The sequence below is a fragment of the Kitasatospora sp. cg17-2 genome (assembly GCF_054031055.1).
In genome coordinates this window covers 4,344,574-4,369,505 of sequence record NZ_CM132923.1, presented here as the reverse complement: position 1 = coordinate 4,369,505, position 24,932 = coordinate 4,344,574, and the positions used below count along the sequence as shown (strand labels likewise).

Annotated in this window: 22 protein-coding genes and 4 tRNA genes; 20 read left to right on the top strand and 6 right to left on the bottom strand. The window is 71.9% G+C overall.

Annotated features, from left to right (window positions below; genetic code table 11):
- Positions 1-290 precede the first annotated feature (290 nt).
- A protein-coding gene (locus tag ACW14Y_RS18225; RefSeq protein ID WP_456985092.1) for an IS5 family transposase occupies positions 291-1,222 on the bottom strand; the annotation gives its coding sequence in 2 pieces (ribosomal slippage) (positions 291-779 and positions 782-1,222; 930 coding nt in all).
- Positions 1,223-1,424: 202 nt separating this feature from the next.
- Between ACW14Y_RS18225 and ACW14Y_RS18220 the strand changes: the two genes are divergently transcribed.
- Complete coding sequence (locus tag ACW14Y_RS18220; RefSeq protein WP_456987642.1) at positions 1,425-1,655, top strand: tyrosine-type recombinase/integrase; 231 nt, start codon at positions 1,425-1,427, stop codon at positions 1,653-1,655.
- Between the two features lie 25 nt (positions 1,656-1,680).
- Here ACW14Y_RS18220 and ACW14Y_RS18215 read toward each other — a convergent pair whose 3' ends face one another.
- On the bottom strand, positions 1,681-2,169 hold the full coding sequence (locus ACW14Y_RS18215; RefSeq protein ID WP_030393881.1) for a YajQ family cyclic di-GMP-binding protein: 489 nt from the start codon (positions 2,167-2,169) through the stop codon (positions 1,681-1,683).
- Between the two features lie 215 nt (positions 2,170-2,384).
- Here ACW14Y_RS18215 and ACW14Y_RS18210 point away from each other — a divergent pair.
- Positions 2,385-2,465: transfer RNA gene (locus ACW14Y_RS18210), tRNA-Tyr, on the top strand.
- A gap of 177 nt (positions 2,466-2,642) precedes the next feature.
- Here ACW14Y_RS18210 and ACW14Y_RS18205 read toward each other — a convergent pair.
- Positions 2,643-3,314: an HAD family hydrolase gene (locus ACW14Y_RS18205; RefSeq protein ID WP_456987639.1), complete on the bottom strand. Its 672-nt coding sequence runs from the start codon at positions 3,312-3,314 to the stop codon at positions 2,643-2,645.
- A gap of 352 nt (positions 3,315-3,666) precedes the next feature.
- Between ACW14Y_RS18205 and ACW14Y_RS18200 the strand changes: the two genes are divergently transcribed.
- The 9 genes from ACW14Y_RS18200 (at position 3,667) to ACW14Y_RS18160 (ending at position 16,166) form a co-directional block, all read left to right on the top strand.
- On the top strand, positions 3,667-5,514 hold the full coding sequence (locus ACW14Y_RS18200; protein ID WP_456987637.1) for an APC family permease: 1,848 nt from the start codon (positions 3,667-3,669) through the stop codon (positions 5,512-5,514).
- A 315-nt stretch (positions 5,515-5,829) separates the two neighbouring features.
- The gene (locus tag ACW14Y_RS18195) at positions 5,830-7,824 is read left to right on the top strand and encodes an APC family permease (protein WP_380303076.1); all 1,995 of its coding nucleotides are present in this window, start codon (positions 5,830-5,832) and stop codon (positions 7,822-7,824) included.
- A gap of 153 nt (positions 7,825-7,977) precedes the next feature.
- The gene (locus tag ACW14Y_RS18190; protein WP_380514528.1) at positions 7,978-8,172 is read left to right on the top strand and encodes a hypothetical protein; all 195 of its coding nucleotides are present in this window, start codon (positions 7,978-7,980) and stop codon (positions 8,170-8,172) included.
- On the top strand, positions 8,169-8,258 hold the full coding sequence (kdpF, locus tag ACW14Y_RS18185; protein WP_043470777.1) for a K(+)-transporting ATPase subunit F: 90 nt from the start codon (positions 8,169-8,171) through the stop codon (positions 8,256-8,258). The genes ACW14Y_RS18190 and kdpF overlap by 4 nt, the downstream gene beginning before the upstream one ends.
- 1 nt (position 8,259) lies before the next feature.
- Positions 8,260-9,921, top strand: a complete 1,662-nt coding sequence (kdpA, locus tag ACW14Y_RS18180; protein WP_380303038.1) for a potassium-transporting ATPase subunit KdpA — start codon at positions 8,260-8,262, stop codon at positions 9,919-9,921.
- 11 nt (positions 9,922-9,932) lie between these two features.
- Complete coding sequence (gene kdpB, locus ACW14Y_RS18175) at positions 9,933-12,059, top strand: potassium-transporting ATPase subunit KdpB (protein ID WP_456987634.1); 2,127 nt, start codon at positions 9,933-9,935, stop codon at positions 12,057-12,059.
- A gap of 19 nt (positions 12,060-12,078) precedes the next feature.
- Positions 12,079-12,702, top strand: coding sequence for a potassium-transporting ATPase subunit KdpC (gene kdpC / locus ACW14Y_RS18170; RefSeq protein ID WP_380303034.1), 624 nt, complete (start codon positions 12,079-12,081; stop codon positions 12,700-12,702).
- Between the two features lie 132 nt (positions 12,703-12,834).
- The gene (locus ACW14Y_RS18165) at positions 12,835-15,489 is read left to right on the top strand and encodes an ATP-binding protein (protein WP_456987631.1); all 2,655 of its coding nucleotides are present in this window, start codon (positions 12,835-12,837) and stop codon (positions 15,487-15,489) included.
- On the top strand, positions 15,486-16,166 hold the full coding sequence (locus ACW14Y_RS18160) for a response regulator (RefSeq protein ID WP_380303030.1): 681 nt from the start codon (positions 15,486-15,488) through the stop codon (positions 16,164-16,166). Before ACW14Y_RS18165 ends, ACW14Y_RS18160 begins: the two co-directional genes overlap by 4 nt.
- A 266-nt stretch (positions 16,167-16,432) precedes the next feature.
- Here the strand turns inward: ACW14Y_RS18160 and ACW14Y_RS18155 are convergent, their stop codons facing one another.
- Positions 16,433-17,704 carry an amidohydrolase family protein gene (locus ACW14Y_RS18155; RefSeq protein ID WP_380303028.1) on the bottom strand — a complete coding sequence of 424 codons (1,272 nt, stop codon included), beginning with the start codon at positions 17,702-17,704 and terminating at the stop codon, positions 16,433-16,435.
- A 239-nt stretch (positions 17,705-17,943) separates the two neighbouring features.
- On the opposite strand from ACW14Y_RS18155, the gene ACW14Y_RS18150 reads away from it, so the two are divergent.
- The 6 genes from ACW14Y_RS18150 to ACW14Y_RS18125 all read left to right on the top strand — a co-directional run bounded on the left by ACW14Y_RS18150 (position 17,944) and on the right by ACW14Y_RS18125 (position 20,558).
- Positions 17,944-18,016 (top strand) — tRNA-Thr (locus tag ACW14Y_RS18150).
- A gap of 43 nt (positions 18,017-18,059) precedes the next feature.
- A tRNA-Met gene (locus ACW14Y_RS18145) sits at positions 18,060-18,132 on the top strand.
- Positions 18,133-18,215: 83 nt separating this feature from the next.
- Positions 18,216-18,380, top strand: coding sequence for a 50S ribosomal protein L33 (rpmG, locus tag ACW14Y_RS18140; protein WP_006604855.1), 165 nt, complete (start codon positions 18,216-18,218; stop codon positions 18,378-18,380).
- A 128-nt stretch (positions 18,381-18,508) separates the two neighbouring features.
- Positions 18,509-18,970: a MaoC family dehydratase N-terminal domain-containing protein gene (locus ACW14Y_RS18135; protein WP_093861683.1), complete on the top strand. Its 462-nt coding sequence runs from the start codon at positions 18,509-18,511 to the stop codon at positions 18,968-18,970.
- Between the two features lie 5 nt (positions 18,971-18,975).
- A complete protein-coding gene (locus tag ACW14Y_RS18130; RefSeq protein ID WP_030393244.1) occupies positions 18,976-19,398 on the top strand; it encodes a MaoC family dehydratase in 423 nt (140 codons plus the stop codon).
- Between the two features lie 116 nt (positions 19,399-19,514).
- Positions 19,515-20,558: a UDP-N-acetylmuramate dehydrogenase gene (locus tag ACW14Y_RS18125; RefSeq protein ID WP_380303074.1), complete on the top strand. Its 1,044-nt coding sequence runs from the start codon at positions 19,515-19,517 to the stop codon at positions 20,556-20,558.
- 28 nt (positions 20,559-20,586) lie between these two features.
- Here ACW14Y_RS18125 and ACW14Y_RS18120 read toward each other — a convergent pair whose 3' ends face one another.
- A complete protein-coding gene (locus ACW14Y_RS18120) occupies positions 20,587-21,615 on the bottom strand; it encodes an adenosine deaminase (protein WP_456987626.1) in 1,029 nt (342 codons plus the stop codon).
- A 131-nt stretch (positions 21,616-21,746) separates the two neighbouring features.
- The gene (locus ACW14Y_RS18115) at positions 21,747-22,991 is read right to left on the bottom strand and encodes a pyridoxal phosphate-dependent aminotransferase (protein WP_266311589.1); all 1,245 of its coding nucleotides are present in this window, start codon (positions 22,989-22,991) and stop codon (positions 21,747-21,749) included.
- A 259-nt stretch (positions 22,992-23,250) separates the two neighbouring features.
- Here ACW14Y_RS18115 and ACW14Y_RS18110 point away from each other — a divergent pair.
- The 3 genes from ACW14Y_RS18110 to nusG all read left to right on the top strand — a co-directional run bounded on the left by ACW14Y_RS18110 (position 23,251) and on the right by nusG (position 24,932).
- Positions 23,251-23,323: transfer RNA gene (locus ACW14Y_RS18110), tRNA-Trp, on the top strand.
- Positions 23,324-23,470: 147 nt separating this feature from the next.
- A complete protein-coding gene (gene secE, locus ACW14Y_RS18105) occupies positions 23,471-23,803 on the top strand; it encodes a preprotein translocase subunit SecE (protein ID WP_380303022.1) in 333 nt (110 codons plus the stop codon).
- A 211-nt stretch (positions 23,804-24,014) separates the two neighbouring features.
- Positions 24,015-24,932 carry a transcription termination/antitermination protein NusG gene (gene nusG / locus ACW14Y_RS18100; RefSeq protein WP_380388445.1) on the top strand — a complete coding sequence of 306 codons (918 nt, stop codon included), beginning with the start codon at positions 24,015-24,017 and terminating at the stop codon, positions 24,930-24,932.

The window sequence follows — 24,932 nt, the reverse complement described above, 5'->3', positions numbered from 1 at the left end:
TCAGCCTAGCCACCTTGACGGGCGAATTCGGCCCAGCCGGACCAGTTCTCCAATAGCGCAGATGCTTGGCGGTGCCCGAGGTGGGTGTCAACGAAACTGGGCTGGTGATCGTCATCCGTCTGGCACTGGAGACTGGTGTGCTCTCCGAGTCCGCGTTTTGCCTGGTCGCCGTTACAGTCGCCGTGCCAACTTGCACCGCTGAGCGGAGATGCTGGTCGGCAGGGCGATCGCCGTCATTGCGGGCTGCAGCTCCAGTCGAGCCGACGACCGCCTAGGTTCCGTCCGGGCGATCATGTGCGGAGCCAGATGACGAGGGCTGCTGCGGTGACGGTGCCGAGGTAGACGTATCCGCGTTTGTCGTATCGGGTGGCGACGGCTCTGGCGTGCTTGAGCTTGTTGATGGCCCGTTCGACGGTGTTGCGTTTCCTGTACCGCTCCTCGTCGAAGCCCGGCGGTCGCCCGCCGCGTGAGCCTTTGCGCAGGCGGACGGCCCAGCTGTCGGTCTTCTCCGGGATGGTGTGCCGGATGCCGCGCCTGCGCAGGTAGTCGCGGCATGGCCCGTTGCTGTAGCCCTTGTCGGCGGCAAGGCTGTCGGGCCTCTTGCGAGGCCTGCCCGGACCGCTCCGCGGGACACGGATCTTCTCCAGCACGGGTTCGAACTGCGTGCAGTCCGCCCGCTGTCCCGCGGTGATGACCAGGGACAGCGGGCGGCAGCGGCCGTCCGCGCTCAGGTGGACCTTGGTGGTGAACCCGCCCCGCGAGCGGCCCAGGCCCTCGCCTCCGCCACCACCTCCGCCAGGCGGGCGACGAGGCTCTGCCACGGCGTCTCGACCTGGTGTTCCCCCGGCCCAGCCCCCTTTGAATCAAGGGCTGGTGGCAGATCGGTACGGGCACCGGCCGCGTGCTGGTGGGCCCGGACGATGGTGGAGTCGACCGAGATGTCCCAGTCGATGTCGCCGGCCTCGTCCGCTTCCGCCTGGACCCGCTGGAGCAGACGCTCCCAGGTCCCGTCTGCCGACCACAGCCGATGGCGCTCGTAGACCGTCTTCCACGGCCCGAACCGCTCGGGCAGGTCACGCCAGTGCACACCGGTCCGTACCCGGTGCAGAATCCCGTCGATCACCTGCCGATGGTCCCGCCACCGACCGCAACGCCTGTTGCTGACCGGCAGGAACGGCCGCAGCCGTTCCCACTCGGCATCTGTGAGATCTCCCCGCCCCATGCCCGGACCAACGAGCAAGGCAGGCGATAGTCACATGATCGACCGGACAAGTCCTAGCCGACCTGCCGGTTACCTTCCTGGCCTCGCTGCTGAACGAGGAGGCTCTTGTCGCCTCTGAAGGCCCCCGCGAAGCGGTGCGAGGATGCCCTCAAGACGTGGGAGGACGGGGCGGCCGTAAGGCGCGGCACGCGTTCTGTGGCACATGCCGGACGACGTGACGATGCACGACCTCCGGCACTTCTACGCCTCGGTGCTGATCAAGCACCGCGAGAGCGTCAGGACGGTGCAGAAGCGCCTCGGCCACGCCAAGCCGTCGATCACGCTCAACACCTACACGCACCTGTGGCCGGACGAGGAGGACACAACGAGGGCTGCGATCGAGGCTGTCTTCCGCATTGTGCCCTCGATGTGCCCTCCCGGGCCGGAAAGCTAGCGTTTCCGCAGGTCAGCGGGGTTTGCTAGCGGTAGTTCACGTACTGGAGCGCGAAGTCCAGGTCCTTGCCCTTGAGCAGGGCCTGCACGGTCTGCAGGTCGTCACGGCTCTTCGAGGTCACCCGGAGCTCGTCGCCCTGGACCTGGGCCTTGACGCCCTTCGGGCCCTCGTCCCGGATGATCTTCGCGACCTTCTTGGCATCGTCCTGGGAGATGCCCTCCTTCACGTCCGCGAAGATCTTGTACTCCTTGCCGGACAGCTGCGGCTCCTTGGCGTCCAGCGCCTTGAGCGACAGGCCGCGCTTGATGAACTTGCTCTGCAGCACGTCCAGGATCGCCTTGACGCGCTCCTCGCCGTTGGCCTTCATCTCGATCGTCTCGCCCGAGCGCTTGATCTCGGCGCCGACGTTCTTGAAGTCGAAGCGCGTGGAGATCTCGCGGGAGGTCTGGTTGATCGCGTTGTCGACCTCCTGCCACTCGACCTTCGAGACGATGTCGAAACTGGAGTCGGCCATGGGTGTTGGTCTCCTTGATGTTCTGGCTGCACTGACACGGCCCGCCCACCGGACGTCCGCCGTCCCAGCCTATCCAGCCGACCCCCACCCCCGCCCGGCACGCCCGCACCGCACCCGCCCGTCCGGCTCCGCGGAACCGGGTGGCGAACCACCCCCCAGCATCGGGTAAGGTTTACCCAGTCGAACGGGGCAAGCCCCCGGGAGGCAAACATCCTGGCTGGTTGCCCGAGCGGCCAAAGGGAGCAGACTGTAAATCTGCCGCGCAAGCTACGCAGGTTCGAACCCTGCACCAGCCACAGGATAAAGAGAGGCCCCCGATCCGCGGAGACGCGGATCGGGGGCCTCTCTCGTTCTGTCCCGGAGCAGGGCGGCTGTGTTGGTCGGGGTTTGGGTGCTGCCGGGGGGTCGCTGGAGGCGGTCGGGGTTCGAGGGTGCCGCCCGGGGGCGGCCGGAGGTCTTCGACGGTCCGCGCATCACGGGGACGTGAGCAGCAGGGCGGCGGCGGTGGGGGTGTCGGGGGCGGTGTGGGTGGGGGTGGGGTGGGTCGGGGGGAGGGGTGGGGGTGGGGTCGGGGTGATCCAGATGGAGCGGAGGCCGGTGGCGTGGGCGCCGCGGAGGTCGGTGGCAGGGTTGTTGCCGACCATCCAGTCGGTGGGGGTGAGGGTGCGGCCGAGGCGGGCGGCGGCGAGGTGGAAGATCGCGGGGTCGGGTTTGCGGGCGGCGGCCTCTTCGGAGACGACGACGGTGTCGACGGCGGGGAGCAGGCCGGTGCGGGTGAGTTTGGCGCGCTGGATGTCGGTGCAGCCGTTGGTGACGACGGCGATGGGCCAGCCGGCGGCGCGCAGGGCGGCGAGGGCCTCGGGGGCGCCGGGGAGCAGGTGGGTGCGGGCGGCCTCGTGGGCGACGTGTTCCTCCCAGAGGTCGGCGCCGGTGCGCGGGAGGCCGTAGCGGGCGGCGATCCGGGCGAAGCCGGTGGGGGAGCGGTCGGCGCGGAAGAGGGCGAAGACGGTGGGGGCGGCCTCGGGCGGCAGGCCGTGGGTGGCGCAGAAGGCCGGGGTCCAGGCGTCGGGACCGCCCTCGCGTTCGACCAGGGTGTGGTCCAGGTCGATCAGGAGGAGAGACGGTGGCGGGGAGTGGGTGGCCATGCGCGGAGAGTAGCGGATCACTCGGGGGTCGACTTATTGCGAACTACTTGCAATTACCTCAAACAGGCAGCACAGTGGTGGGGCAGGGTGGGGTCGGACCGTTTCGGCTTGTCTGTCGAGCAGTCCCGGCCGCGCGGAAGCGCGCCGGGAGTCCTCCTTCGCAGCTGATCGTCTTCCCAACCGGCGCCCGCCGGGACAGCGGTCCGCCCACCCCGCCCAAGCCGGCGCACGAATTCGTCAAGAAACCGTCAGGAGCGGTACGGGGAGCGTCAGGAACCCGTACGGACCAGCGGTGACACCGCCCGCGGCCCGCAGGATCGGAGCAACCGATCGACTGCGGAGGTCCCGTCCGATGTCCAGCCCCCTCCCCCCGGCCCTCGCCGTCGAGCCCGAGCCGCCGGACACCGGCGCCGCAGTGTCCGACGGGAGCGGCGACGACCGCCACCGGCTGACGGTGGCCGGCGGACTGGCGGCGCTCTCCCTGGACGCGATGGCCTCGGTGGCCTACGGGCCGGAGTCGATCGTGCTGGTGCTCGCGGCGGCCGGGGCGTACGGGCTCGGGTTCACCCTGCCCGTGACGGCGGCGATCGCGGTGCTGCTGGCGGTGCTGGTGGCCTCCTACCGCCAGGTGATCGCGGCCTTCCCGGACGGCGGCGGCTCCTACGCGGTGGCGAAGGCGCACCTGGGCCGGCGGACGGCGCTGACGGCCGCGGCCTCCCTGGTGATCGACTACGTGCTGAACGTCGCGGTCTCGGTGACGGCGGGTGTGGCGGCGCTGACCTCCGCGGTGCCCGGCCTGTACGAGGACCGGGTGTGGCTGTGCCTGGGCGTGCTGGCGCTGGTGACGGCGGTGAACCTGCGCGGGATCGCCGAGTCCGCCCGCTGGTTCATGGCGCCCACGGCCGTCTTCGTGCTGTCGATCCTGGCGATCGTCGTGGTCGGCCTGTTCCGGGACGCGCCCGCGAGTACCGAGGCCGCCGCCGGGCACGCCTCGGTGCTGACGGAGAACGCCACGACGGTCGGCGCGCTGCTGCTGCTCAAGGCCTTCGCGGCCGGCTGCTCGGCGCTCACCGGCGTGGAGGCGGTGGCGAACGCCGTCCCGTCCTTCCGCGCGCCGGGCGTGAAGCGCGCCCAGCGCACCGAGGTCGCACTCGGCGCGCTGCTCGGCGTGATGCTCATCGGACTGGCCGTGCTGATCGGCCGCTTCCACCTCCAGCCGGTCGAGGGCGTCACCGTGCTCGCCCAGCTCGCCGACGCCTCGCTCGGCCACGGCGCCGGCTTCTACGTCGTCCAGTTCGCCACCGTCGTCCTGCTCGGTCTGGCCGCCAACACCTCCTTCGGCGGCCTGCCCGTCCTGCTCCACCTGCTGGCCCGCGACAACCACCTGCCGCACGTCTTCGCCCTGCGCGCCGACCGTCAGGTGCACCGCCACGGCGTACTGTTCCTGGCCGCCGTCTCGGCCGTGCTGCTGGTCGCATCCGGCGGCGACGTCAACAGCCTGGTCCCGCTCTTCGCGATCGGCGTCTTCGTCGGCTTCACGATCTGCCAGGTCGGCATGGTCCGGCACTGGGCGCTGGAGAAGCCGGCCCACTGGCGGGCCAAGGCCGCGCTCAACGGCTTCGGCGCGCTGCTCACCGGCACCGCGGCCCTGGTCGTCACCGGCACCAAGTTCACCGAGGGCGCCTGGGGCATCTGCCTGGCCCTGCCCCTGCTGGTCCTGCTCTTCGAGGCGGTCCACCGCAGCTACGCCCGGATCGGCGAGCGGCTGGAACTCGGCCGCGTCCCCGGCCCGCTCACCCCGCAGCGCAGCCTGGTCGTCGTCCCGGTCACCGCGATCACCCGTCTCACCCGGGACGGCCTCTCCGCCGCGCTCTCCCTCGGCGACGAGGTCATGGCCGTCACCGTCGTCCACGACCCCGCCGAGACCGAGACGCTGCGCCGGGACTGGGAGCTGTGGGCCCCGGGTGTCCCACTGGTGGAGATCCCGGACGGCCACCGCCGGCTGGGGCAGCCGATCGCGGACTTCGTCAACGAGCTCGCCGCCGAGCACGCCTACGACCGCCTCACCGTCCTCATCCCCGAGGTCGAGCCGGCCCGGCCCTGGCAGCGCGCGCTGCAGAACCGCCGGGGCGCCGTCATCGACCGGGCCCTGCGTCGGCACACCGACGCGGTGGTCTGCCGGCTCCGGATGCGGATGTGACAGGGGGCGAAGCATGCGGGGGAGGGGGGGATTGGCGTCGGGTGAATTAGTGCCTTATGCCCGGATGTAAGCGAGCCGATCGTCATATCTTGACGATGTCTTAACGGCCCCTCCGGCAGCCCCCGAAATGCCGCCGTCCCGCCCGGAACGCCCCGCCCATAGCGGCTTCGACCTGCGGAAACACCCCGCCGCTCGGGCGTGCCGGGCGTCCCGCGCACGCCAGGACGGCCCATTGCGCGCCCGGTGTGCGCCCTTACGCTCGCCCATGTGTTCAACCTGCCCCAGGCGCTCAAGCGCCTAGTGATCGGCCGGGCCATGCGCAGCGAGGAGCTCGGCGAGACGCTGCTCCCCAAGCGCCTGGCCCTGCCGATCTTCGCCTCCGACCCGCTCTCCTCGGTCGCCTACGCGACCCAGGAGATCCTGCTGGTGCTCACCGTCGGTGGCGCCGCCTTCCTCAACCTGACCCCGTGGGTCGCGGCCGGCGTGGTCGCGCTGATGGCGGTCGTGGTGATGTCCTACCGCCAGGTGGTGCACGCCTACCCCAGCGGGGGCGGCTCCTACGAGGTGGTGTCGCGCAACCTGGGTGCCAACTCGGGCCTGGTGGTGGCCGCCTCGCTGCTGGTCGACTACGTGATGACGGTCGCCGTCTCGGTGGCCTCCGGCGTGGACAACATCATCTCCGCGCTGCCCTCGCTGGCGGACCACCGGGTGGAGCTGGCGGTCGGCTTCGTCGTCCTGCTGATGGCGGTGAACCTGCGCGGTGTCCGGGAGTCCGGCAAGGCCTTCGCCGCGCCGACCTACCTGTTCATCGGCGGCATCCTGCTGATGGTGGTCACCGGGCTGGTCCGGGTGGCGCTCGGCGACGCCCCGGTGGCGGCCAGCGCCGCGTACGGGATCGTGCCGGAGGACGGCAAGGACACCCTGGCCGGGCTGGGGCTGCTGATGCTGGGCCTGCGCGCCTTCGCCTCCGGCTGCACAGCGCTGACCGGGGTGGAGGCGATCTCCAACGGCGTGCCGGCGTTCCGGGCGCCGAAGTCGAGGAACGCCGCCGCGACGATGGCCGTGATGGGCACCACGGCCGTGGTGATGTTCATCGGCATCACCGCGCTGGCGCTGGTCTCCAAGGTCCACATCGCCGACAACGCCTGCCACCTCACCGGCTTCCCCGGGGACTGCGCGACCGCGCCGCAGCAGACCGTGATCGCCCAGCTGGCGGCGGCGATCCTCGGCGGGGACGGCAGTGTCCTCTTCTACTTCATCCAGGCGGTCACCGCGCTGGTGCTGATCCTGGCGGCCAACACGGCGTTCAACGGCTTCCCGCTGCTGGCCTCGATCCTGGCCGAGCACCGCTACCTGCCCCGGCAGATGCACACCCGCGGCGACCGGCTGGCCTTCTCCAACGGCATCATCGCGCTCGCGGTGGTGGCCGGCGGCCTCCTCTGGCTGTACGACGCCGACGTCACCAGCCTGATCCACCTCTACATCCTGGGCGTCTTCACCTCCTTCACGCTGTCGCAGATCGGCATGGTGAAGCACTGGAACCGGGCCCTGGCCACCGAGACCGACCCGGCGGTGCGGGGCGCCGCCCAGCGCTCCCGGGTGATCAACTTCTTCGGCGCGGTCACCACCGCGCTGGTGCTGGTGATCGTGCTGCTGACCAAGTTCACCCAGGGCGCCTGGCTGGCCGTGGTCGCGGCGGCGGTGCTGTGGGTGATGATGCGCGGCATCCGGCGGCACTACGACGGCGTCGCCGAGGAACTGGCGGTGGACGACCCGGAGGCGGAGTCGGTGCGGCCGTCCCGGGTGCACGGGATCGTGCTGGTCTCCAAGGTGCACAAGCCCACCCTGCGGGCCGTCGGCTACGCGCAGGCGTTCGCGCCGGACTCGCTGGAGGCGCTCACCGTCGCGGTCGAGCCGGACGCCACCGGGGAGCTGGAGCGCCGCTGGGAGGAACTGGCCCTGCCGGTGCCGCTCAAGGTGCTGGACTCGCCGTACCGGGAGATCACCAAACCGGTGGTCCAGTACGTGCGGGACTACCGGCGGACCAGCCCGCGGGACGCGGTGGCGGTGTTCATCCCGGAGTACGTGGTCGGGCACTGGTGGGAGCACCTGCTGCACAACCAGTCGGCGCTCTGGCTGAAGAGCCGGCTGCTGTTCACCCCGGGTGTGATGGTGATCAGCGTGCCGTGGCAGCTGACCTCCTCCAACCGGGTGGACCGGCCCTCGGGGCGGGCCCCGGGCGCGGTCCGGCGCGGTGAGCCGGCGGTGCCGCGGGAGCGGGAGAAGCTGCAGGCCCCCGAGCACGCGTAGGCACCGAAGGACGAGGTACGAGGCCCCGGACAGCACCCCGCTGACCGGGGCCCCGCCATGTCCGGGGCGGGCCCGGTCACAGCCCGGACAAGCCCCCGTATGGAGCCCGTCAACAATCGAACGGGCGCCGTATGGAGGGCGTCAAGAACGCCGTTGACGCTCCGTGAGCGCGGTTGGCTGGGCCTTGCCGGCCTCTCCGCCGGCGCGCCGTGCCGGCAGCTGAACGCGGGCCGCGGCCACCTCCGAACCACCGTGGTGGAGTCCATGTCCGATCTCATCTACGTCGTCGTCACGGTCGCCGTGTTCGGCGTCATCGCCCTGATCGCGCGGGGGGTGGAGAAGCTGTGAGCGCCGAGAACATCGCAGGTCTCATCGTGGCCGTGGCCCTCGTCGGCTACCTCGTTCTCGCGCTGATCTACCCGGAGAAGTTCTGACATGAGTTCGACTCTCGCGGGCTGGCTGCAGGTCCTCGCCCTGGTGGGCGCGCTGGCCCTGTGCTACCGCCCCCTGGGCGACTACATCGCCCACACCCTCACTTCCAAGAAGCACCTCAGAGCCGAGAAGGCCCTGTACAAGGTGATCGGCGTGGACGCCGACGCCGACCAGCGCTGGCCGGTCTACCTGCGTTCGGTGCTGGCGTTCTCGGCGGTGTCCGTCCTCTTCCTCTACACCCTGATCCGGGTGCAGCAGTGGCTGCCGCTGGGCCTGGGTGTCGACCAGATGTCCGGCCACCAGGCGTGGAACACCGCGATCTCCTTCGTGGCCAACACCAACTGGCAGTCCTACAGCGGCGAGGCCGCGATGGGGCACCTGGCCCAGATGGCCGGTCTGGCGGTGCAGAACTTCGTCTCCGCGGCCGTCGGCATCGCGGTGGTCGCCACCCTGATCCGGGGCTTCACCCGCAACCGCACCGACCGGCTGGGCAACTTCTGGGTGGACCTCACCCGGGTCTGTCTGCGACTGCTGCTGCCGGTCGCGATCGTGTTCGCGCTGGCCCTGGTGGCCACCGGCGTGGTGCAGAACTTCCACGGCTTCCACGAGGTGGCGACGCTGGCGGGCGACCCGCAGTCGGTCCCGGGCGGGGCGGTGGCCTCGCAGGAGGTCATCAAGCTGCTGGGCACCAACGGCGGCGGCTTCTACAACGCCAACTCGGCGCACCCGTTCGAGAACCCGACCGGGCTGAGCAACTTCCTGGAGATCTTCCTCATCCTGGTGATCCCGTTCGCGCTGCCGCGGGCGTTCGGCCGGATGGTCGGCGACAACCGTCAGGGCTACGCGATCGTCTCGGTGATGGGCCTGTTCTGGGTCGCCTCGGTGGCGCTGCTGACCCTGGCCGAGTCGCAGCACGCGGGTTCCGCGCTGCAGGCGGCGGGCGGGGCGATGGAGGGCAAGGAGCAGCGGTTCGGCATCGCGGCGTCCAGCCTGTTCGCGGCCTCGACGACGCTGACCTCGACCGGTGCGGTGAACTCCTTCCACGACTCGTACACCGCGTTCGGCGGCGGGCTGACGATGTTCAACATGATGCTGGGCGAGATCGCGCCCGGCGGTGTGGGCTCGGGCCTGTACGGGATGCTGGTGCTGGCGATCGTCGCGGTCTTCGTGGCCGGTCTGATGGTCGGACGCACCCCGGAGTACCTGGGCAAGAAGCTCGGCGGCCGGGAGATGAAGTTCGCCTCCCTCTACATCCTGACCACCCCGACCCTGGTGCTGGTCGGCACCGGAGTCGCGATGGCGCTGCCGGGCGAGCGGGCCGGGATGCTGAACTCGGGCGCCCACGGCTTCTCCGAGGTGCTGTACGCGTTCACCTCGGGCGCCAACAACAACGGTTCGGCGTTCGCGGGCATCACGGTGAACACGGACTGGTACGACACCGCGATCGGTCTGGCGATGGTGTTCGGCCGGTTCCTGCCGATGGTCTTCGTCCTGGCCCTGGCCGGTGCGCTCGCCCAGCAGCAGCCGGTCCCCGCCACCCCGGGCACCCTGCCCACCCACAAGCCGCTGTTCGTGGGCCTGCTGTCGGGCGTCGTCCTGATCGTCGTCGGCCTCACCTACTTCCCGGCCCTGGCTCTCGGGCCGATCGCGGAAGGTCTCTCCTGATGTCGTCCACCATGACCGAAGAATCCGAGCGGGCCGGGAAGCCGGTCCCGCAGCCGGAGCCGTCGTCCGCCGAGGCGCCGCACAGAGTGTCCGGCGGCCTGCTGGACCCGAAGCTGATCCTGGCGTCCCTGCCGGACGCGGTGAAGAAGCTCGACCCCCGGGTGATGGTCAAGAACCCGGTGATGTTCGTGGTCGAGGTCGGCTCGGTCGTCACCACGGTCGCCGCGATCGCCGACCCCAGCGTGTTCGCCTGGTCGATCACGGTGTGGCTCTGGCTGACCACGGTCTTCGCCAACCTGGCCGAGGCCGTCGCCGAGGGCCGGGGCAAGGCGCAGGCGGACACCCTGCGCCGGACCAAGACCGACACCATGGCCCGCCGCCTCACCGACTGGCCGCGCTCGCGGGCCGAGGAGGAGGTCGCCGGTACCGCGCTCGCGCTCGGTGACCACGTGGTGGTCGAGGCCGGCCAGATCATCCCCGGTGACGGTGACGTCGTCGAGGGCGTGGCCTCCGTCGACGAGTCGGCGATCACGGGCGAGTCCGCGCCGGTGATCCGGGAGTCGGGCGGCGACCGCTCGGCCGTGACCGGCGGCACCAAGGTGCTGTCGGACCGGATCGTGGTGAAGATCGCCTCGGAGCCCGGCAAGTCCTTCATCGACCGGATGATCGCCCTGGTCGAGGGCGCCGCCCGGCAGAAGACGCCGAACGAGATCGCGCTCAACATCCTGCTGGCCTCGCTGACCATCGTCTTCCTGGTGGCGGTCGTCACCCTGCAGCCGATGGCCACCTACGCCGGTGCGCCGCAGTCGATGATCGTGCTGGTCGCGCTGATCGTGGCGCTGATCCCGACCACCATCGGCGCGCTGCTCTCGGCGATCGGCATCGCCGGCATGGACCGGCTGGTCCAGCGCAACGTGCTGGCGATGTCGGGCCGCGCCGTCGAGGCGGCGGGCGACGTCAACACCCTGCTGCTCGACAAGACCGGCACCATCACCCTCGGCAACCGCCAGGCCGCCGAGTTCCAGCCGGCCACCGGGGTCCCCGTCGAGGAGCTCGCGGACGCGGCACAGCTTTCGTCCCTGGCGGACGAGACGCCGGAGGGCCGCTCGATCGTCGTCCTCGCCAAGACCGGGTACGGCCTGCGGGCCCGCGCCCAGGGCGAGGTGACGCACGCCACCTGGGTGCCGTTCACCGCCCAGACCCGGATGTCCGGCGTCGACCTCGACGAGGACGAGGGGCTGCACCAGGTCCGCAAGGGCGCGGCCGCGGCTGTCGCCAACTGGGTCACCGCCAATGGCGGAGCCGTCTCCGACGAGGTCTCCGCCCTGGTCGACGGCATCTCCGCGGCCGGTGGCACCCCGCTGGTCGTCGCCACCAGGTTCGGTGACGCGCCCGCCCGGATCCTGGGTGTCGTCCACCTCAAGGACGTGGTCAAGGAGGGCATGCGGGAGCGGTTCGACGAGCTGCGCCGGATGGGCATCAGGACCGTCATGATCACCGGCGACAACCCGCTGACCGCCCGGGCGATCGCGGAGGAGGCGGGCGTGGACGACTTCCTCGCCGAGGCCACCCCCGAGGACAAGATGGCCCTGATCAAGAAGGAGCAGGCCGGCGGCAAGCTGGTCGCGATGACGGGCGACGGCACCAACGACGCCCCCGCCCTCGCCCAGGCCGACGTCGGGGTCGCGATGAACACCGGGACCATGGCGGCCAAGGAGGCCGGCAACATGGTCGACCTGGACTCCAACCCGACCAAGCTGATCGAGATCGTCGAGATCGGCAAGCAGCTCCTGATCACCCGCGGCGCGCTGACCACCTTCTCCATCGCCAACGACGTCGCCAAGTACTTCGCGATCATCCCGGCGATGTTCGCGGCGGTCTACCCGGGCCTGGACAAGCTCAACATCATGCAGCTGCACAGCCCCCAGTCCGCGATCACCTCGGCCATCGTCTTCAACGCCCTGGTCATCGTCGGCCTGATACCGCTGGCCCTGCGCGGGGTGAAGTACCGCCCCTCCGACGCCAGTTCCCTGCTGCGTCGCAACATCGGCCTCTACGGCCTCGGCGGCCTGGTCGTCCCGTTCGTCGGCATCAAGCTGATCGACCTGGTCGTCCAGTTCGTCCCCGGCCTCAACTAGCAAGAGAGGAGAACGCATCATGTCCAAGCCCCTGCCCACCGCCGTGCGCACCCACCTCACCGCGCTGCGCGCCCTGCTGGTCCTGACGGTGCTCCTCGGCATCGCCTACCCGCTGCTGGTCACCGGCATCTCCCAACTGGCCTTCGCCGACAAGGCGAACGGCTCGATCGTCGAGGTCGACGGCAAGGCGGCCGGCTCCAGCCTGCTGGGCCAGAACTTCAACCTCCCCAAGCAGAACCCGGACGACCCGGACGAGGCGCCCCGCCCCGACCCGCAGTGGTTCCAGCCCCGCCCGGGCGCCTACGACCCCAAGGCCTCCGGCGCCTCCAACCTGGGCCCCAACAGCGAGGACCTCGCCAAGAACATCGAGGACCGCCGCCAGGCCGTCGCCGCGTTCGACGGCGTCGACCCGGCGAGCGTCCCGGTGGACGCCCTCACCGCCTCCGGCTCCGGCCTGGACCCGCACATCTCCACCGCCTACGCCCAGGAGCAGGTCGAGCGGGTCGCCAAGGCCCGCAACCTGCCGGTGGACACCGTCCGCAAGCTGGTCGACAAGAACACCGACGGCCGCCCGCTCGGCTTCCTCGGGCAGCCGGGCGTCAACGTCGTCCTGCTCAACAAGGCGCTGGTGGAACAGAAGTGACGACAGATCGGCCGATCGGCTGAGACGGGCCGGTCCGGTCCGGGGCGAGCGCCCCGGACCGGACCGGCCCGCCGTCCGTCCCCCGTACGACCCGTCCCCCCGTACGACGCAGAAGACGAAAGAGCAGCGCCCATGGCCCGCGACCTCACCCCCGGCACCGGCCACCGACGCGGCCGGCTGAGGGTGTACCTCGGTTCCGCTCCCGGTGTCGGCAAGACCTACCGGATGCTGGACGAGGCCCGGCGCAGACAGGACCGGGGCGCGGACGTCGTCGTCGGCTGGATCGAGTGCCACGGGCGCCGCCACACCGAGGCGATGCTCGACGGCCTGGAGGTCGTGCCGGGCGTCCACCGCGCCTACCGGGACACCGACTTCGAGGAGATGGACCTCGACGGGGTGCTGCGGCGCAGGCCCACGGTCGTCCTCGTGGACGAACTCGCCCACACCAACATCCCCGGCGGACGCCACGGCAAGCGCTGGCAGGACGTCGAGGAGCTGCTGGACGCCGGGATCGACGTCATCACCACGGTCAACATCCAGCACCTGGAGTCGTTGAACGACGTCGTCCAGAAGATCACCGGCATCCCGCAGCGCGAGACCGTCCCGGACGAGGTGGTGCGCCGGGCCGACCAGATCGAACTCGTCGACATGGCCCCCCAGGCGCTGCGCCGCCGGATGGCCCACGGCAACGTCTACAAGGCGGAGAAGGTGGACGCGGCGCTCTCGAACTACTTCCGGGTCGGCAACCTCACCGCCCTGCGCGAACTCGCCCTGCTCTGGGTGGCCGGGCGGGTCGACGAGGGCCTGCGCGACTACCGGGCCAGCCACAACATCGACCGGGTCTGGGAGACCCGCGAACGCGTCGTGGTCGCCCTCACCGGCGGCCCCGAGGGCGAGACCCTGGTCAGACGCGCCGCCCGGATCGCGGACCGGACGGCGGGCGGCGACCTGCTCGCCGTCCACGTCACCCGCAGCGACGGCCTGGCCGGCGCCTCCTCCGGCGCCCTCGCCCAGCAGCGGCAGCTCGTCGAGAGCCTCGGCGGCAGCTACCACGTGGTGGTCGGCGACGACATCCCCACCTCGCTGCTCGCCTTCGCCCGCGCCCACGACGCCACCCAGCTCGTCCTCGGCACCAGCCGCCGCGGCCGGACCGCCCGCTTCCTCACCGGACCGGGCATCGGCGAGACCACGGTGGACGCCTCCGAGGACATCGACGTCCACATGGTCACCCACGAGTTCACCGGTCGGGGCCGGCTGCCCGCCCTCGGCCGGCGCCACTCCCGGCGCCGCACCGTCGCCGGCTTCCTGGCCGGCCCGGTGGTGCCCTCGCTGCTGACCCTGGTCCTGTCCCAGTTCCACGACACCGTCAACCTCACCACCGACGCCCTGATCTTCCAGCTCGGCGTCGTCGTGGTCGCCCTGCTCGGCGGCGCCACCTCGGCCCTGCTGGCCTCGCTGGTCGCCTCGGTGCTGCTCAACTACTTCTTCATCCCGCCCGTGCACGCCTTCACCATCGGCGAGACCAACAACATCATCGCCCTGGTGGTCTTCGCGGCCGTCGCGCTGACCGTCTCCACCGTGGTCGACCACGCGACCCGCCTCACCGCCCGCGCCGCCCGCGCCACCGCCGAGGCCGAGACCCTCTCCACCCTCGCCGGCAGCGTGCTGCGCGGCGCCGACGCCCTGCCCGCCCTGCTGGAGAAGTCCCGCACCGCCTTCGGCATGAGCTCGGTGGCCCTGCTCGGCCGCACCGGCGGCGAGGTGCTCGCCTCCTGCGACACCGCCGCCGAGCCGAAGGACGCCGCCGACGGTGACCGGGCCGACGGCGGCGCCGCCCCGGACCGCACCCTCGTCACCACCGAGGTCCCCGTCGGCCCCGACGCCGTGCTCGTCCTCACCGGCCGCCGGCTGCCCGCCGCCGACCAGCGCGTCCTCACCGCCTTCGCCGCCCACGTCGCCGCCGCCCTGGAACGCGACCGCCTCGCCGTCGTCGCCGCCGAGGTCGAACCCATCAAGGCCGCCGACCGGATGCGCACCGCCCTGCTCGCCGCCGTCAGCCACGACCTGCGCACCCCGCTCGCCGCCGCCCTCGCCTCGGTCGGCTCGCTGCGCAGCCCCGACGTCGAGTTCTCCCCCGAGGACCAGGCCGAACTCCTCGCCACCGCCGACGAGTCCCTCGTCAAACTCACCCGTCTGGTGGACAACCTGCTCGACATGAGCCGCCTCCAGGCCGGCGCGCTCACCCTCCACCTCGCCGAGACCCACCTCGACGAGATCCTGCCCCGCGCCCTCGACTCGCTCGCCGACCCGTACGCGCCCGTCCAGCCGCTCGACCTGGAGACCGTCCCGCCGGTGCTCGCCGACCCGCCGCTGCTGGAACGCGTCCTCGCCAACGTCATCACCAACGCCCTGCGGTACAACGCCCCCGGCGCACCGGTCCTGGTCGCCGCCAGCCACCACGCCGGACGGGTCGAGGTCCGGGTGATCGACCGCGGCCCCGGCATCGCCCCCGAGGACCGCGACCGGGTCTTCCTGCCCTTCCAGCGCCTCGGCGACACCGACAACACCACCGGCGTCGGCCTCGGCCTCGCCCTCTCCCGGGGTCTCGCCGAAGCCATGGACGGCAGCCTGGAGGTCGAGGACACCCCCGGCGGCGGCACCACCATGCTGCTCACCCTGCCCGCCGCCCCGGCCCGGCCGCTGCCCGACGGCCCCGTGCCCGTGCCGGCGGATCCGGTACCCGCCGGTCCCGTGTTCGTCCAGCACCCCGGGGAGGCCCCCGCATGAGCGAGATCCTCGTCGTCGACGACGAGCCGGCGCTGCTGCGCACCCTGCGGATCAACCTCGGCGCCCGGCAGTACGCCGTCCGCACCGCCGCCACCGGCGGCGAGGCCCTGGCCCGCGCCGCCAGGACCGCCCCCGACGCCGTCCTGCTCGACCTCGGCCTGCCCGACCTCGACGGCATGGACGTCATCCGCGGCCTGCGCAGCCGCAGCGCGGTGCCGATCATCGTGCTCTCCGGCCGGGCCGACGCCGCCGACCGGATCGGCGCGCTGGACGCCGGCGCCGACGACTACCTCACCAAGCCGTTCCTGATGGACGAACTGCTGGCCCGGCTGCGGGCCGTGCTGCGCCGCCCGCCGGTCACCGTCGGCCCCGCGGCGCCCGCGCCGGTGATCGGCGACCACACCGTGGACCTCGCCGCCACCACCGTGACCGGGCCGGACGGCCCGGTGCGGCTCACCCCGACCGAGTGGCGGATCCTGTCCCTGCTGCTGGCCCACCCCGGCCGGCTGGTGCCCGGCCGGCGGATCCTGCGCGAGGTCTGGGGCCCCGCCCACGAGGAGCGGGGCAACTACCTGCGGGTCTACCTGGCCGGCCTGCGGCGGAAGCTGGAGCGCGATCCGGCCCGGCCGCGCCATCTGATCACCGAGCCGGGGATCGGCTACCGCTACGAGCCCTGACGAGCCCTGACGAGCCCTGGCCGAGCCCCGCGCGTTCCCCCGGCCGCCGAGGGGTGTCAACGGCGCGTCAGGAGCGGCGGCCCCGGCGCCAACAGGGCGTCAAGAGCGGCCGGGGCGCCGGTCCGGTCGCATAGCGTCGGTGGTGAGGAAGCGGCCCCGCTCCGTGGGGGAGGCCTGGGGCCGCTCCGCCGCTCCGGCGGCCACCCGGGTGGGGGAGGGGCGCGCGATGCCTGCATCGCGCGCCCCGATCACCCGTCCGGCCGGGTTCAGCCCCCGTCCGTGCCGTCCGACTGCCGGGGCAGCGCCAGCGCCACCGTGTCGGCGAACTCCCGTACCGCGCTGGTGCGGCTGACGACCCGCCCGCTGTGCACCACGAGCCGGCTGTGCCCGCCCGCCAGCGCCCCGGACAGACTGTCCCCGCGCACCGCCAGCAGCTCCGCCGGGAAGCCGGCGTCCACCCGCACCGGCGCCAGCCCGAGCGCCAGCCGCGCCTGGTTGGAGACCGCGTCGTACGCCGCGTCGGGGTCCAGCACCCCGGCGGCCGCCAGCAGGTACGCGGCCTCCAGCGGGTCGGCCCGCCCGACCGGGTTGGCGCCGTCGCGCAGCGAGCCGCTGCCGGCCGCCAGCGGCACCCGGGCCTTCAGCAGGTCCCGCAGCGGTGCGGGCCGCAGCCCGCCCGGCGGGCCCTCCAGCCCCGAACAGCTTCCGTTCTGCGGCAGGCAGACCACCCGGACCCCGCTGTTGGCCAGCACCGTCGCGGCGCCCGGCGCGAGCGACCCGCAGGGGCCGACCACCACCCGGGGCCGCAGCGGGGCGAGGGCCCCGGCCAGCCGGGCCAGCTGCACCGGATCGGCGGCCGTGGTGTGCAGGTCCACCGGGCAGTCCGCCTCCCGGGCGGCCTCCAGCAGCAGGTGGACGTAGCCGGCCGGGTCCGGGTCCAGCTCGGGGCAGCCGCCGGCGGCGGTGGCGCCCAGCTTGAGCGCCTCCCGCAGCTGGGCCCGGCCGTCCGCCCCGGCCCGGCCGGTGAGCAGCCGGGGCATCGCGACGGCCTGGAGGTCGGCGAGGCCGCGCAGCGCCTGCTGGGAGGTGAGGACCGCCTCCAGCCGGCGCAGCCCGTGCACGTCGCCGATCCGGACGTGGGTGCGCTGGGCGGTGGCGCCGTAGCCGAGCGAGGTCAGGGCGGCCTCGGTGACCCGCCGGGTGAGCTCGGCCGGGGTCTCCGGCGGCGGGGTGGGCAGGGCGGCGGAGAAGGCGACGTCGTAGTGCGCGTGCGCCTCGGCCGGTGCCGGCAGCAGCAGATAGCCGCGCAGGTCGATCCTGGCCCCGGTGGTGACGGTGGGACCGCCGGGCACGGCCGGCAGGGGGCCCAGGCCGCCCGCGGTGCCGACGGCCTGGATCCGGTCGCCGCTGATCCGTACGTCCACCACCCGGCCGTCCGCCAGCCTGGCCCCGGTGAGCAGCAGGACGGGCCCGTGCCCGAGCGGGTTGGCGGCCGGTCCGGGTCCGGGGTGCGGTCCGTCGGCGGCTGCGCTGTCCATCGCCCGGCTCCTTCTGGCGTCCGGTTCCTGCTCGGGTCAATGAGCGACGAGCCTACGGCGGGCGGGCCCGGGGCGCCGGGAGGCGGGCAATAGTCGTATCGGCTCGGGGCGCGCTCCCGGGGGGCGGGTCGAACGCCGGACCTTCGATCGCTCGCCCGTGCGCCCCGCCGACCTGCGGACTTCGCCGCGGGATACGGATTTCACCTCTGGGCGCGGAACGTGTAATCTCTTCCTCGTTCGCCCCTATAGCTCAGTCGGTAGAGCGTCTCCATGGTAAGGAGAAGGTCTGCGGTTCGATTCCGCATGGGGGCTCTGGTGAGAAGGAGTCGGCTTCGGCCGTGCTCCGGATCACTGTGGCGGTGTAGCTCAGTTGGTAGAGCAAGCGGCTCATAATCGCTGTGTCACCGGTTCAAGTCCGGTCACCGCTACCCCGCGTAGTCGGTCGGGGGATCATCTCCCGGTCGGCTACTGTTGTCTGTGTTCTCATTCATTGTCCAAGGAAGGCACTCCCGTGGCTGCCACCGATGTCCGCCCGAAGATCACGCTGGCCTGCGTGGAGTGCAAGGAGCGGAACTACATCACCAAGAAGAACCGGCGTAACGACCCGGACCGTCTTGAGATGAAGAAGCACTGCCCCCGCTGCAACTCGCACACCGCGCACCGCGAGACCCGCTGACCCTGTTGCAGGGCGACGGGCCTGTGTGACCAGGTCTACGACTCCGGGCCGCATCCCTCATTGGGGGGTGCGGCCCGGAGTCTTTTGTGTTCGAACCGTCTGTCCGCCGCGTTTCCTAGGAGCTGCCGATGGCACTCGACCCTTCCTTCATCGGGCGGACCTATCCGCCCACCGAGCCCTACGAGGTCGGCCGGGAGAAGATCCGCGAGTTCGCCGTCGCCGTGGGTGACGCCAACCCCGTGTACCGCGACCCGGAGGCGGCCAAGGCGCTCGGCCACCCGGACGTGATCGCGCCGCCGACCTTCCCGATCGTGCTCACCATGCGGGCCTCCGGCCAGGTGGTCCAGGACCCGGAGCTGGGCCTCGACTACAGCCGGGTCGTGCACGGCGACCAGAAGTTCAGCTACACCCGCCCGGTGCGGGCCGGTGACCGGCTGACCGTCTCGGTCACCGTCGACAACATCAAGTCGCTGGCGGGCAACGACGTGCTCACCGTGCGCGGCGAGGTGGCGGACGAGTCCGGCGAGCACGTGGTGACGTCGGTCATGACCCTGGTGGCCCGGGCCGCCGACGAGAAGGCGGGGGAGTGATCCCGATGGCGATCGGATACGACGAGGTCGAGGTCGGCACCGAGCTGCCGGCGCAGTCCTTCCCGGTGACCCGGGCCGCGCTGGTGCAGTACGCGGGCGCCTCCGGCGACTTCAACCCGATCCACTGGAACGAGAAGTTCGCGCTGGAGGTCGGCCTGCCCGACGTCATCGCGCACGGCATGTTCACCATGGCCGAGGCGGTCCGGGTGGTGACCGACTGGGTCGGCGACCCGGCCGCGGTGGTCGAGTACGGCGTCCGGTTCGTCCGTCCGGTGCCGGTGCCCAACGACGGCACCGGCTCGGTGGTCGAGGTCACCGGCAAGGTGGCCAAGCTGCTCGACGACCGCAGGGTCCAGGTCGACCTGCTGGCGACCTACCAGGGCCAGAAGGTGCTCGGCATGGCCAAGGCGGTCGTCCGGCTCGGCTGAGCCCGCGCCCCCTTCGCCCCCTTCGCCCCGCCCGGTGCCCCGGGGCACCCCGCCCGCTCCGGCCCGGCCACGCCCCGGGCCGGGCGGGGGCGGGCTCCCCGTACCCTGGGGGCGTGCTGGAAGAACTCGACGCCCCCCTCGCCCCGCTGACCACACTGCGGCTCGGCGGCCCGGCCCGCCGCCTGGTGACCGCGCACACCGACGACGAGGTGGTCGCCGCCGTCCGCGCCGCGGACGCGGCGGGACAGCCGCTGCTGGTGCTCGGCGGCGGCTCCAACCTGGTGATCGGCGACGCCGGCTTCCCCGGCACGGTGCTGCGGATCGCCACCACCGGCTTCGCCCTGGACGGCACCGTCCTGGAGCTGGCGGCCGGCGAGGTCTGGGCCGACGCGGTGGACCGCGCGGTCGGGGCCGGACTGGCCGGGATCGAGTTCCTGGCCGGCATCCCCGGCTCGGCCGGTGCCACCCCGGTGCAGAACGTCGGCGCCTACGGCCAGGAGGTCGCGCAGACGATCACCGAGGTGGTCGCCTACGACCGCCGGGCCGACGAGGTGGTCACCCTCGCCAACGCCGAGTGCGCGTTCTCCTACCGGCACAGCCGCTTCAAGGCGGACCCCGAGCGCTACGTGGTGCTGCGGGTCCGCTTCGGGCTGGAGGACGCCGCCGGGCGCTCCACCCCGGTCCGCTACGCCGAGGTCGCCAAGCACTTCGGGGTGGCCCAGGACGAGCGGGTCGACCTGCGGGAGGCGTACGCGGCCGTGCTCGGGCTGCGGGCCGGCAAGGGCATGGTGCTGGACCCGGCGGACCACGACACCTGGTCGGCGGGCTCCTTCTTCACCAACCCGGTGCTGGGCCCCGAGCAGTACGCGGCCTTCCTGGCGCTGGCCGCCGAGCGCGAGCTGACCGCCCCCGCCTACCCGGCGCCGGACGGGCACACCAAGACCTCGGCCGCCTGGCTGATCGACCGGGCCGGTTTCGGCAAGGGCTACGGGAGCGGCCCGGCGACCCTCTCCACCAAGCACACCCTGGCGCTCACCAACCGCGGCGCGGCCACCACCGAGGACCTCCTCGCGCTGGCCCGGGAGATCCGGGACGGGGTGCGGGCGGCCTTCGGGGTGGAGCTGGTGAACGAGCCGGTGATGGTCGGCGTCAGCCTCTGAGCGGCCCGGCCCCCGGGCTCTCCGGCCCTCAGGCCGTCAGCCAGGCGTCGATGTCCGCCAGCAGTTCCTTCCGCACGCTGTCCGGAGCGACCGAGCCGCGCACCGACTGCCGGGCCAGCTCGGCCAGCTCGGGGTCGGAGAAGCCCAGCACGTCGCGGGCCAGCCGGTACTGGTCGGCGAGCCTGGCCCCGAACAGCAGCGGGTCGTCGGCGCCGAGCGCCAGCGGCACCCCGGCGTCGAACAGCCGGCGCAGCGGGACGTCCTCCGGGCGCTCGTAGACGCCCAGCGACACGTTCGAGGACGGGCAGACCTCGCAGGTCACCTGGCGGTCGGCCAGCCGCTGCATCAGCCGCTCGTCCTCGGAGGCCCGTACCCCGTGGCCGATCCGGCCGGCGCCGAGGTCGTCCAGGCAGTCCCGGACGGACTCCGGGCCGGCCAGCTCGCCGCCGTGCGGGGCGGCCAGCAGCCCGCCCCGGCGGGCGATGTCGAAGGCCCGGTCGAAGTCGCGGGCCAGGCCGCGCCGCTCGTCGTTGGACAGGCCGAAGCCGACCACGCCCCGGTCGGTGTAGCGGACGGCGAGCCGGGCCAGCGTCCTGGCGTCCATCGGGGACTTCATCCGGTTGGCCGCGACCAGGACCCTGATGCCGACCCCGGTGGCGGCGGCGGCCTGCTCCACCGCGTCCAGGATGAGTTCCAGGGCCGGGATCAGTCCGCCGAGCCGGGGCGCGTAGGAGGTCGGGTCGACCTGGATCTCCAGCCAGCGGGAGCCGTCCCGCCGCTCGTCCTCGGCGGTCTCCAGGACCAGCCGACGGATGTCCTCCTCGTCGCGGAGCACCGAGCGGGCGGTGTCGTAGAGGCGCTGGAACCGGAACCAGCCGCGTTCGTCGGTGGCCCGCAGCCGGGGCGTCTCGCCGGAGCTGAGCGCCTCCGGCAGCCGGACCCGGTGCTTCTCGGCCAGTTCCAGCAGGGTGGCCGGGCGCATCGAGCCGGTGAAGTGCAGGTGCAGGTGGGCCTTCGGGAGGTCCCTGACGTCTCGCGGGTTCAGCAGGCGTTCCATTCACGAATCCTGCCGTATCGGGACCCCCTACGGGAACCGCCCTCTTTCCGGCCCCCGAAGGGGTGAAAAGAGGGCGGTCCGGTCAATCGGTGTTGACGTCACGCCCGGGGCGCGGCGTCGGACCCGAGGGTTCAGCGGGCCTCGGCCAGCAGCTTCTGGATCCGGCCGACACCCTCGGCGAGGTCGGCGTCGCCCAGGGCGTAGGAGAGCCGCAGGTAGCCGGGGGTGCCGAAGGCCTCGCCGGGAACGACCGCGACCTCGACCTCGTCCAGGATCAGCGAGGCCAGCTCGGCGGAGGTCTGCGGACGCTGCCCGCGGATCTCCTTGCCCAGCAGGGCCTTGACCGACGGGTACACGTAGAAGGCGCCCTCGGGCTCGGGGCAGAGCACGCCGTCGATCTCGTTGAGCATCCGGACGATGGTGCGGCGGCGCCGGTCGAAGGCGGTGCGCATCTCGTGGACGGCGGAGAGGTCGCCGGCGACGGCGGCCAGGGCGGCGCGCTGGGCCACGTTGGAGACGTTCGAGGTGGCGTGCGACTGCAGGTTGGTCGCGGCCTTGATCACGTCCTTGGGGCCGATCACCCAGCCCACCCGCCAGCCGGTCATCGCGTAGGTCTTGGCGACACCGTTGACCACGACGGTCTTGTCCGCGAGCTCCGGCAGCAGGGCCGGCAGCGAGACGAACTCCGCGTCGCCGTAGACCAGGTGCTCGTAGATCTCGTCGGTGAGCACCCACAGCCCGTGCTCCAGGGCCCAGCGGCCGATCGCCTCGGCCTCGGCCCGGGTGTACACCGCGCCGGTCGGGTTGGACGGCGAGACGAAGAGCACCACCTTGGTGTTCTCGGTGCGGGCGGCCTCCAGCTGCTCGACCGAGACCTTGTAGCCGGTGGTCTCGTCGGTCACGACCTCCACCGGCACACCGCCGGCCAGCTGGATCGACTCCGGGTAGGTGGTCCAGTACGGCGCCGGGACGATGACCTCGTCACCCGGGTCGAGGATCGCCGCGAACGCCTCGTAGATCGCCTGCTTGCCGCCGTTGGTCACCAGCACCTGGGAGGCGTCCACCGCGTAGCCGGAGTCGCGCAGCGTCTTGGCCGCGATCGCCTCCTTGAGCTCCGGCAGGCCGCCGGCCGGGGTGTAGCGGTGGTTCCTCGGGTCGCGGCAGGCCTCGACGGCCGCCTCGACGATGTAGTCCGGGGTGGGGAAGTCCGGCTCGCCGGCGCCGAAACCGATGACGGGCCGGCCGGCCGCCTTGAGGGCCTTGGCCTTGGCGTCCACGGCGAGGGTGGCGGACTCGGCGATCGCGCCGATCCGGGCGGAGACCCGGCGGTCGGCGGGACGGACGGAACGGTCGGGCTGCGGGGTGGAAGCGCTCATGCCTGCATCGTCGCAGACCGCACACCGCCCGGGCATGGCGGTTTCACGATATGTACGGGACCGTCCGGATGGCGGCCGGGTGGGGCCTCTGTGACGGCCCGAAAAGAAGAGGTTCGACCAAACGCCCCTCCACCCCGTACACTCACTGATCGACGGCCACCGAACGAACCGGAGCCTCCACCGCCGCACCGGAAACGGTGCGGACATCGGCGGAAGATACGGTAGGTTGGTCGTCACTACTGGGGCCGCGAGGTTCCGTAGGGCAATAGCTCAATTGGTAGAGCACCGGTCTCCAAAACCGGCGGTTGGGGGTTCAAGTCCCTCTTGCCCTGCTGCTTGATCCGTACTCAGCCCGTTCGCTCCACAGAGCGAGCGGGCTTGATGCGGAGAGGGCGCCGATCAGCACCGCTAGCCGGCCGCTCGTGCCTCTTCGGGTACGCAGTCGACGCTCGGCAGGACCCGGATTCAGGTGAGGACGAGTGACGGAGACCACGGGCTCCACCGCAACGCCTGAGAGCGGCAACCCCGAGGGGGCCGACGGCGCTGCCGAGACCACCCCTGCGGAGGGTGATTCGCGCCGCAAGCGCTCTGGCGAGAAGAAGTCCGGCAAGCGGGCCAAGAAGGGCGTCTTCGCCCGTCTCGCCCTCTTCTACCGGCAGATCATCGCCGAGCTGCGCAAGGTCGTCTGGCCCAGCCGCAACCAGCTGGTGAGCTACACCACGGTCGTGGTCGTGTTCGTGGTGGTCGTGATGGCGTTCGTCTCCGGCCTCGACTACGGCTTCTCCAAGGCCGCCCTCTGGATCTTCGGCTGACCCAGCCGTTCCACCTGTGCGTACAACCTCCCGACCCGGGCCGGTCCTCGGCCCGGGTCGAGCTGTCTGCGTCGGAGGTACGGGGCCGCTACCGTTGACTCGGTACTGTTGAAGTCTTCGAGGCGAACTTCCGGCGACCGCGTGAGCGGAGCGGAGCCGGACCGTCGCGGAGCGCGCCACCTTCACCATCTCCAGGAAAGAAGCAGCCACCGTGTCTGAGTCCCCCCTGTACGACGCCGACGAGACCGTCCTCGAGGCGGATGTCGCCGCCGAGGACGCGGCCGAGCTGGCTGACGCCGTCGAGTCCGACGAGCAGCAGATCGTGGACGCGGTCGACGCCGACGAGGACGAGGTCGAGGCGGACGACGAGGCCGAGGCCGGCGAGCCGGCCGAGGAGGTCGCGCTGCACGTGGAGACCGAGGAGGAGCTCGTCGAGGACGCCGCCGACGAGAGCGCCGAGGACGCCGCCGACGAGAGTGCCGAGGACGACGAGGACGAGGCCGCCGAGGAGGAGGCCGTCGAGGTCGACCCGGTCGCCAAGTTCCGCGAGGACCTCCGGTTCATGCCGGGCGAGTGGTACGTGATCCACACCTACGCCGGCTACGAGAACCGGGTGAAGCAGAACCTGGAGCAGCGCGCGGTCTCCCTCAACGTCGAGGAGTACATCTTCCAGGCCGAGGTGCCGCAGGAGGAGGTCGTCCAGATCAAGAACGGCGACCGCAAGACCATCCGCCAGAACAAGCTCCCCGGCTACGTCCTGGTGCGCATGGACCTCACCCCGGAGTCCTGGGGCGTCGTGCGCAACACCCCCGGTGTCACCGGCTTCGTCGGCAACGCCTACGACCCGTACCCGCTGACCCTGGACGAGGTCGTCAAGATGCTCGCCCCCGACGTCGAGCGCCAGGCGGCCAAGGAGGCCGGCAAGCCCTCGCCGGTCAAGCCCAGCGAGATCCAGGTCCTCGACTTCGAGGTCGGCGACTCGGTCACCGTCACCGACGGTCCGTTCGCGACCCTGCAGGCGACCATCAACGAGATCAACCCCGACTCGAAGAAGGTCAAGGGCCTGGTCGAGATCTTCGGCCGGGAGACCCCGGTCGAGCTCTCCTTCGACCAGATCCAGAAGAACTAG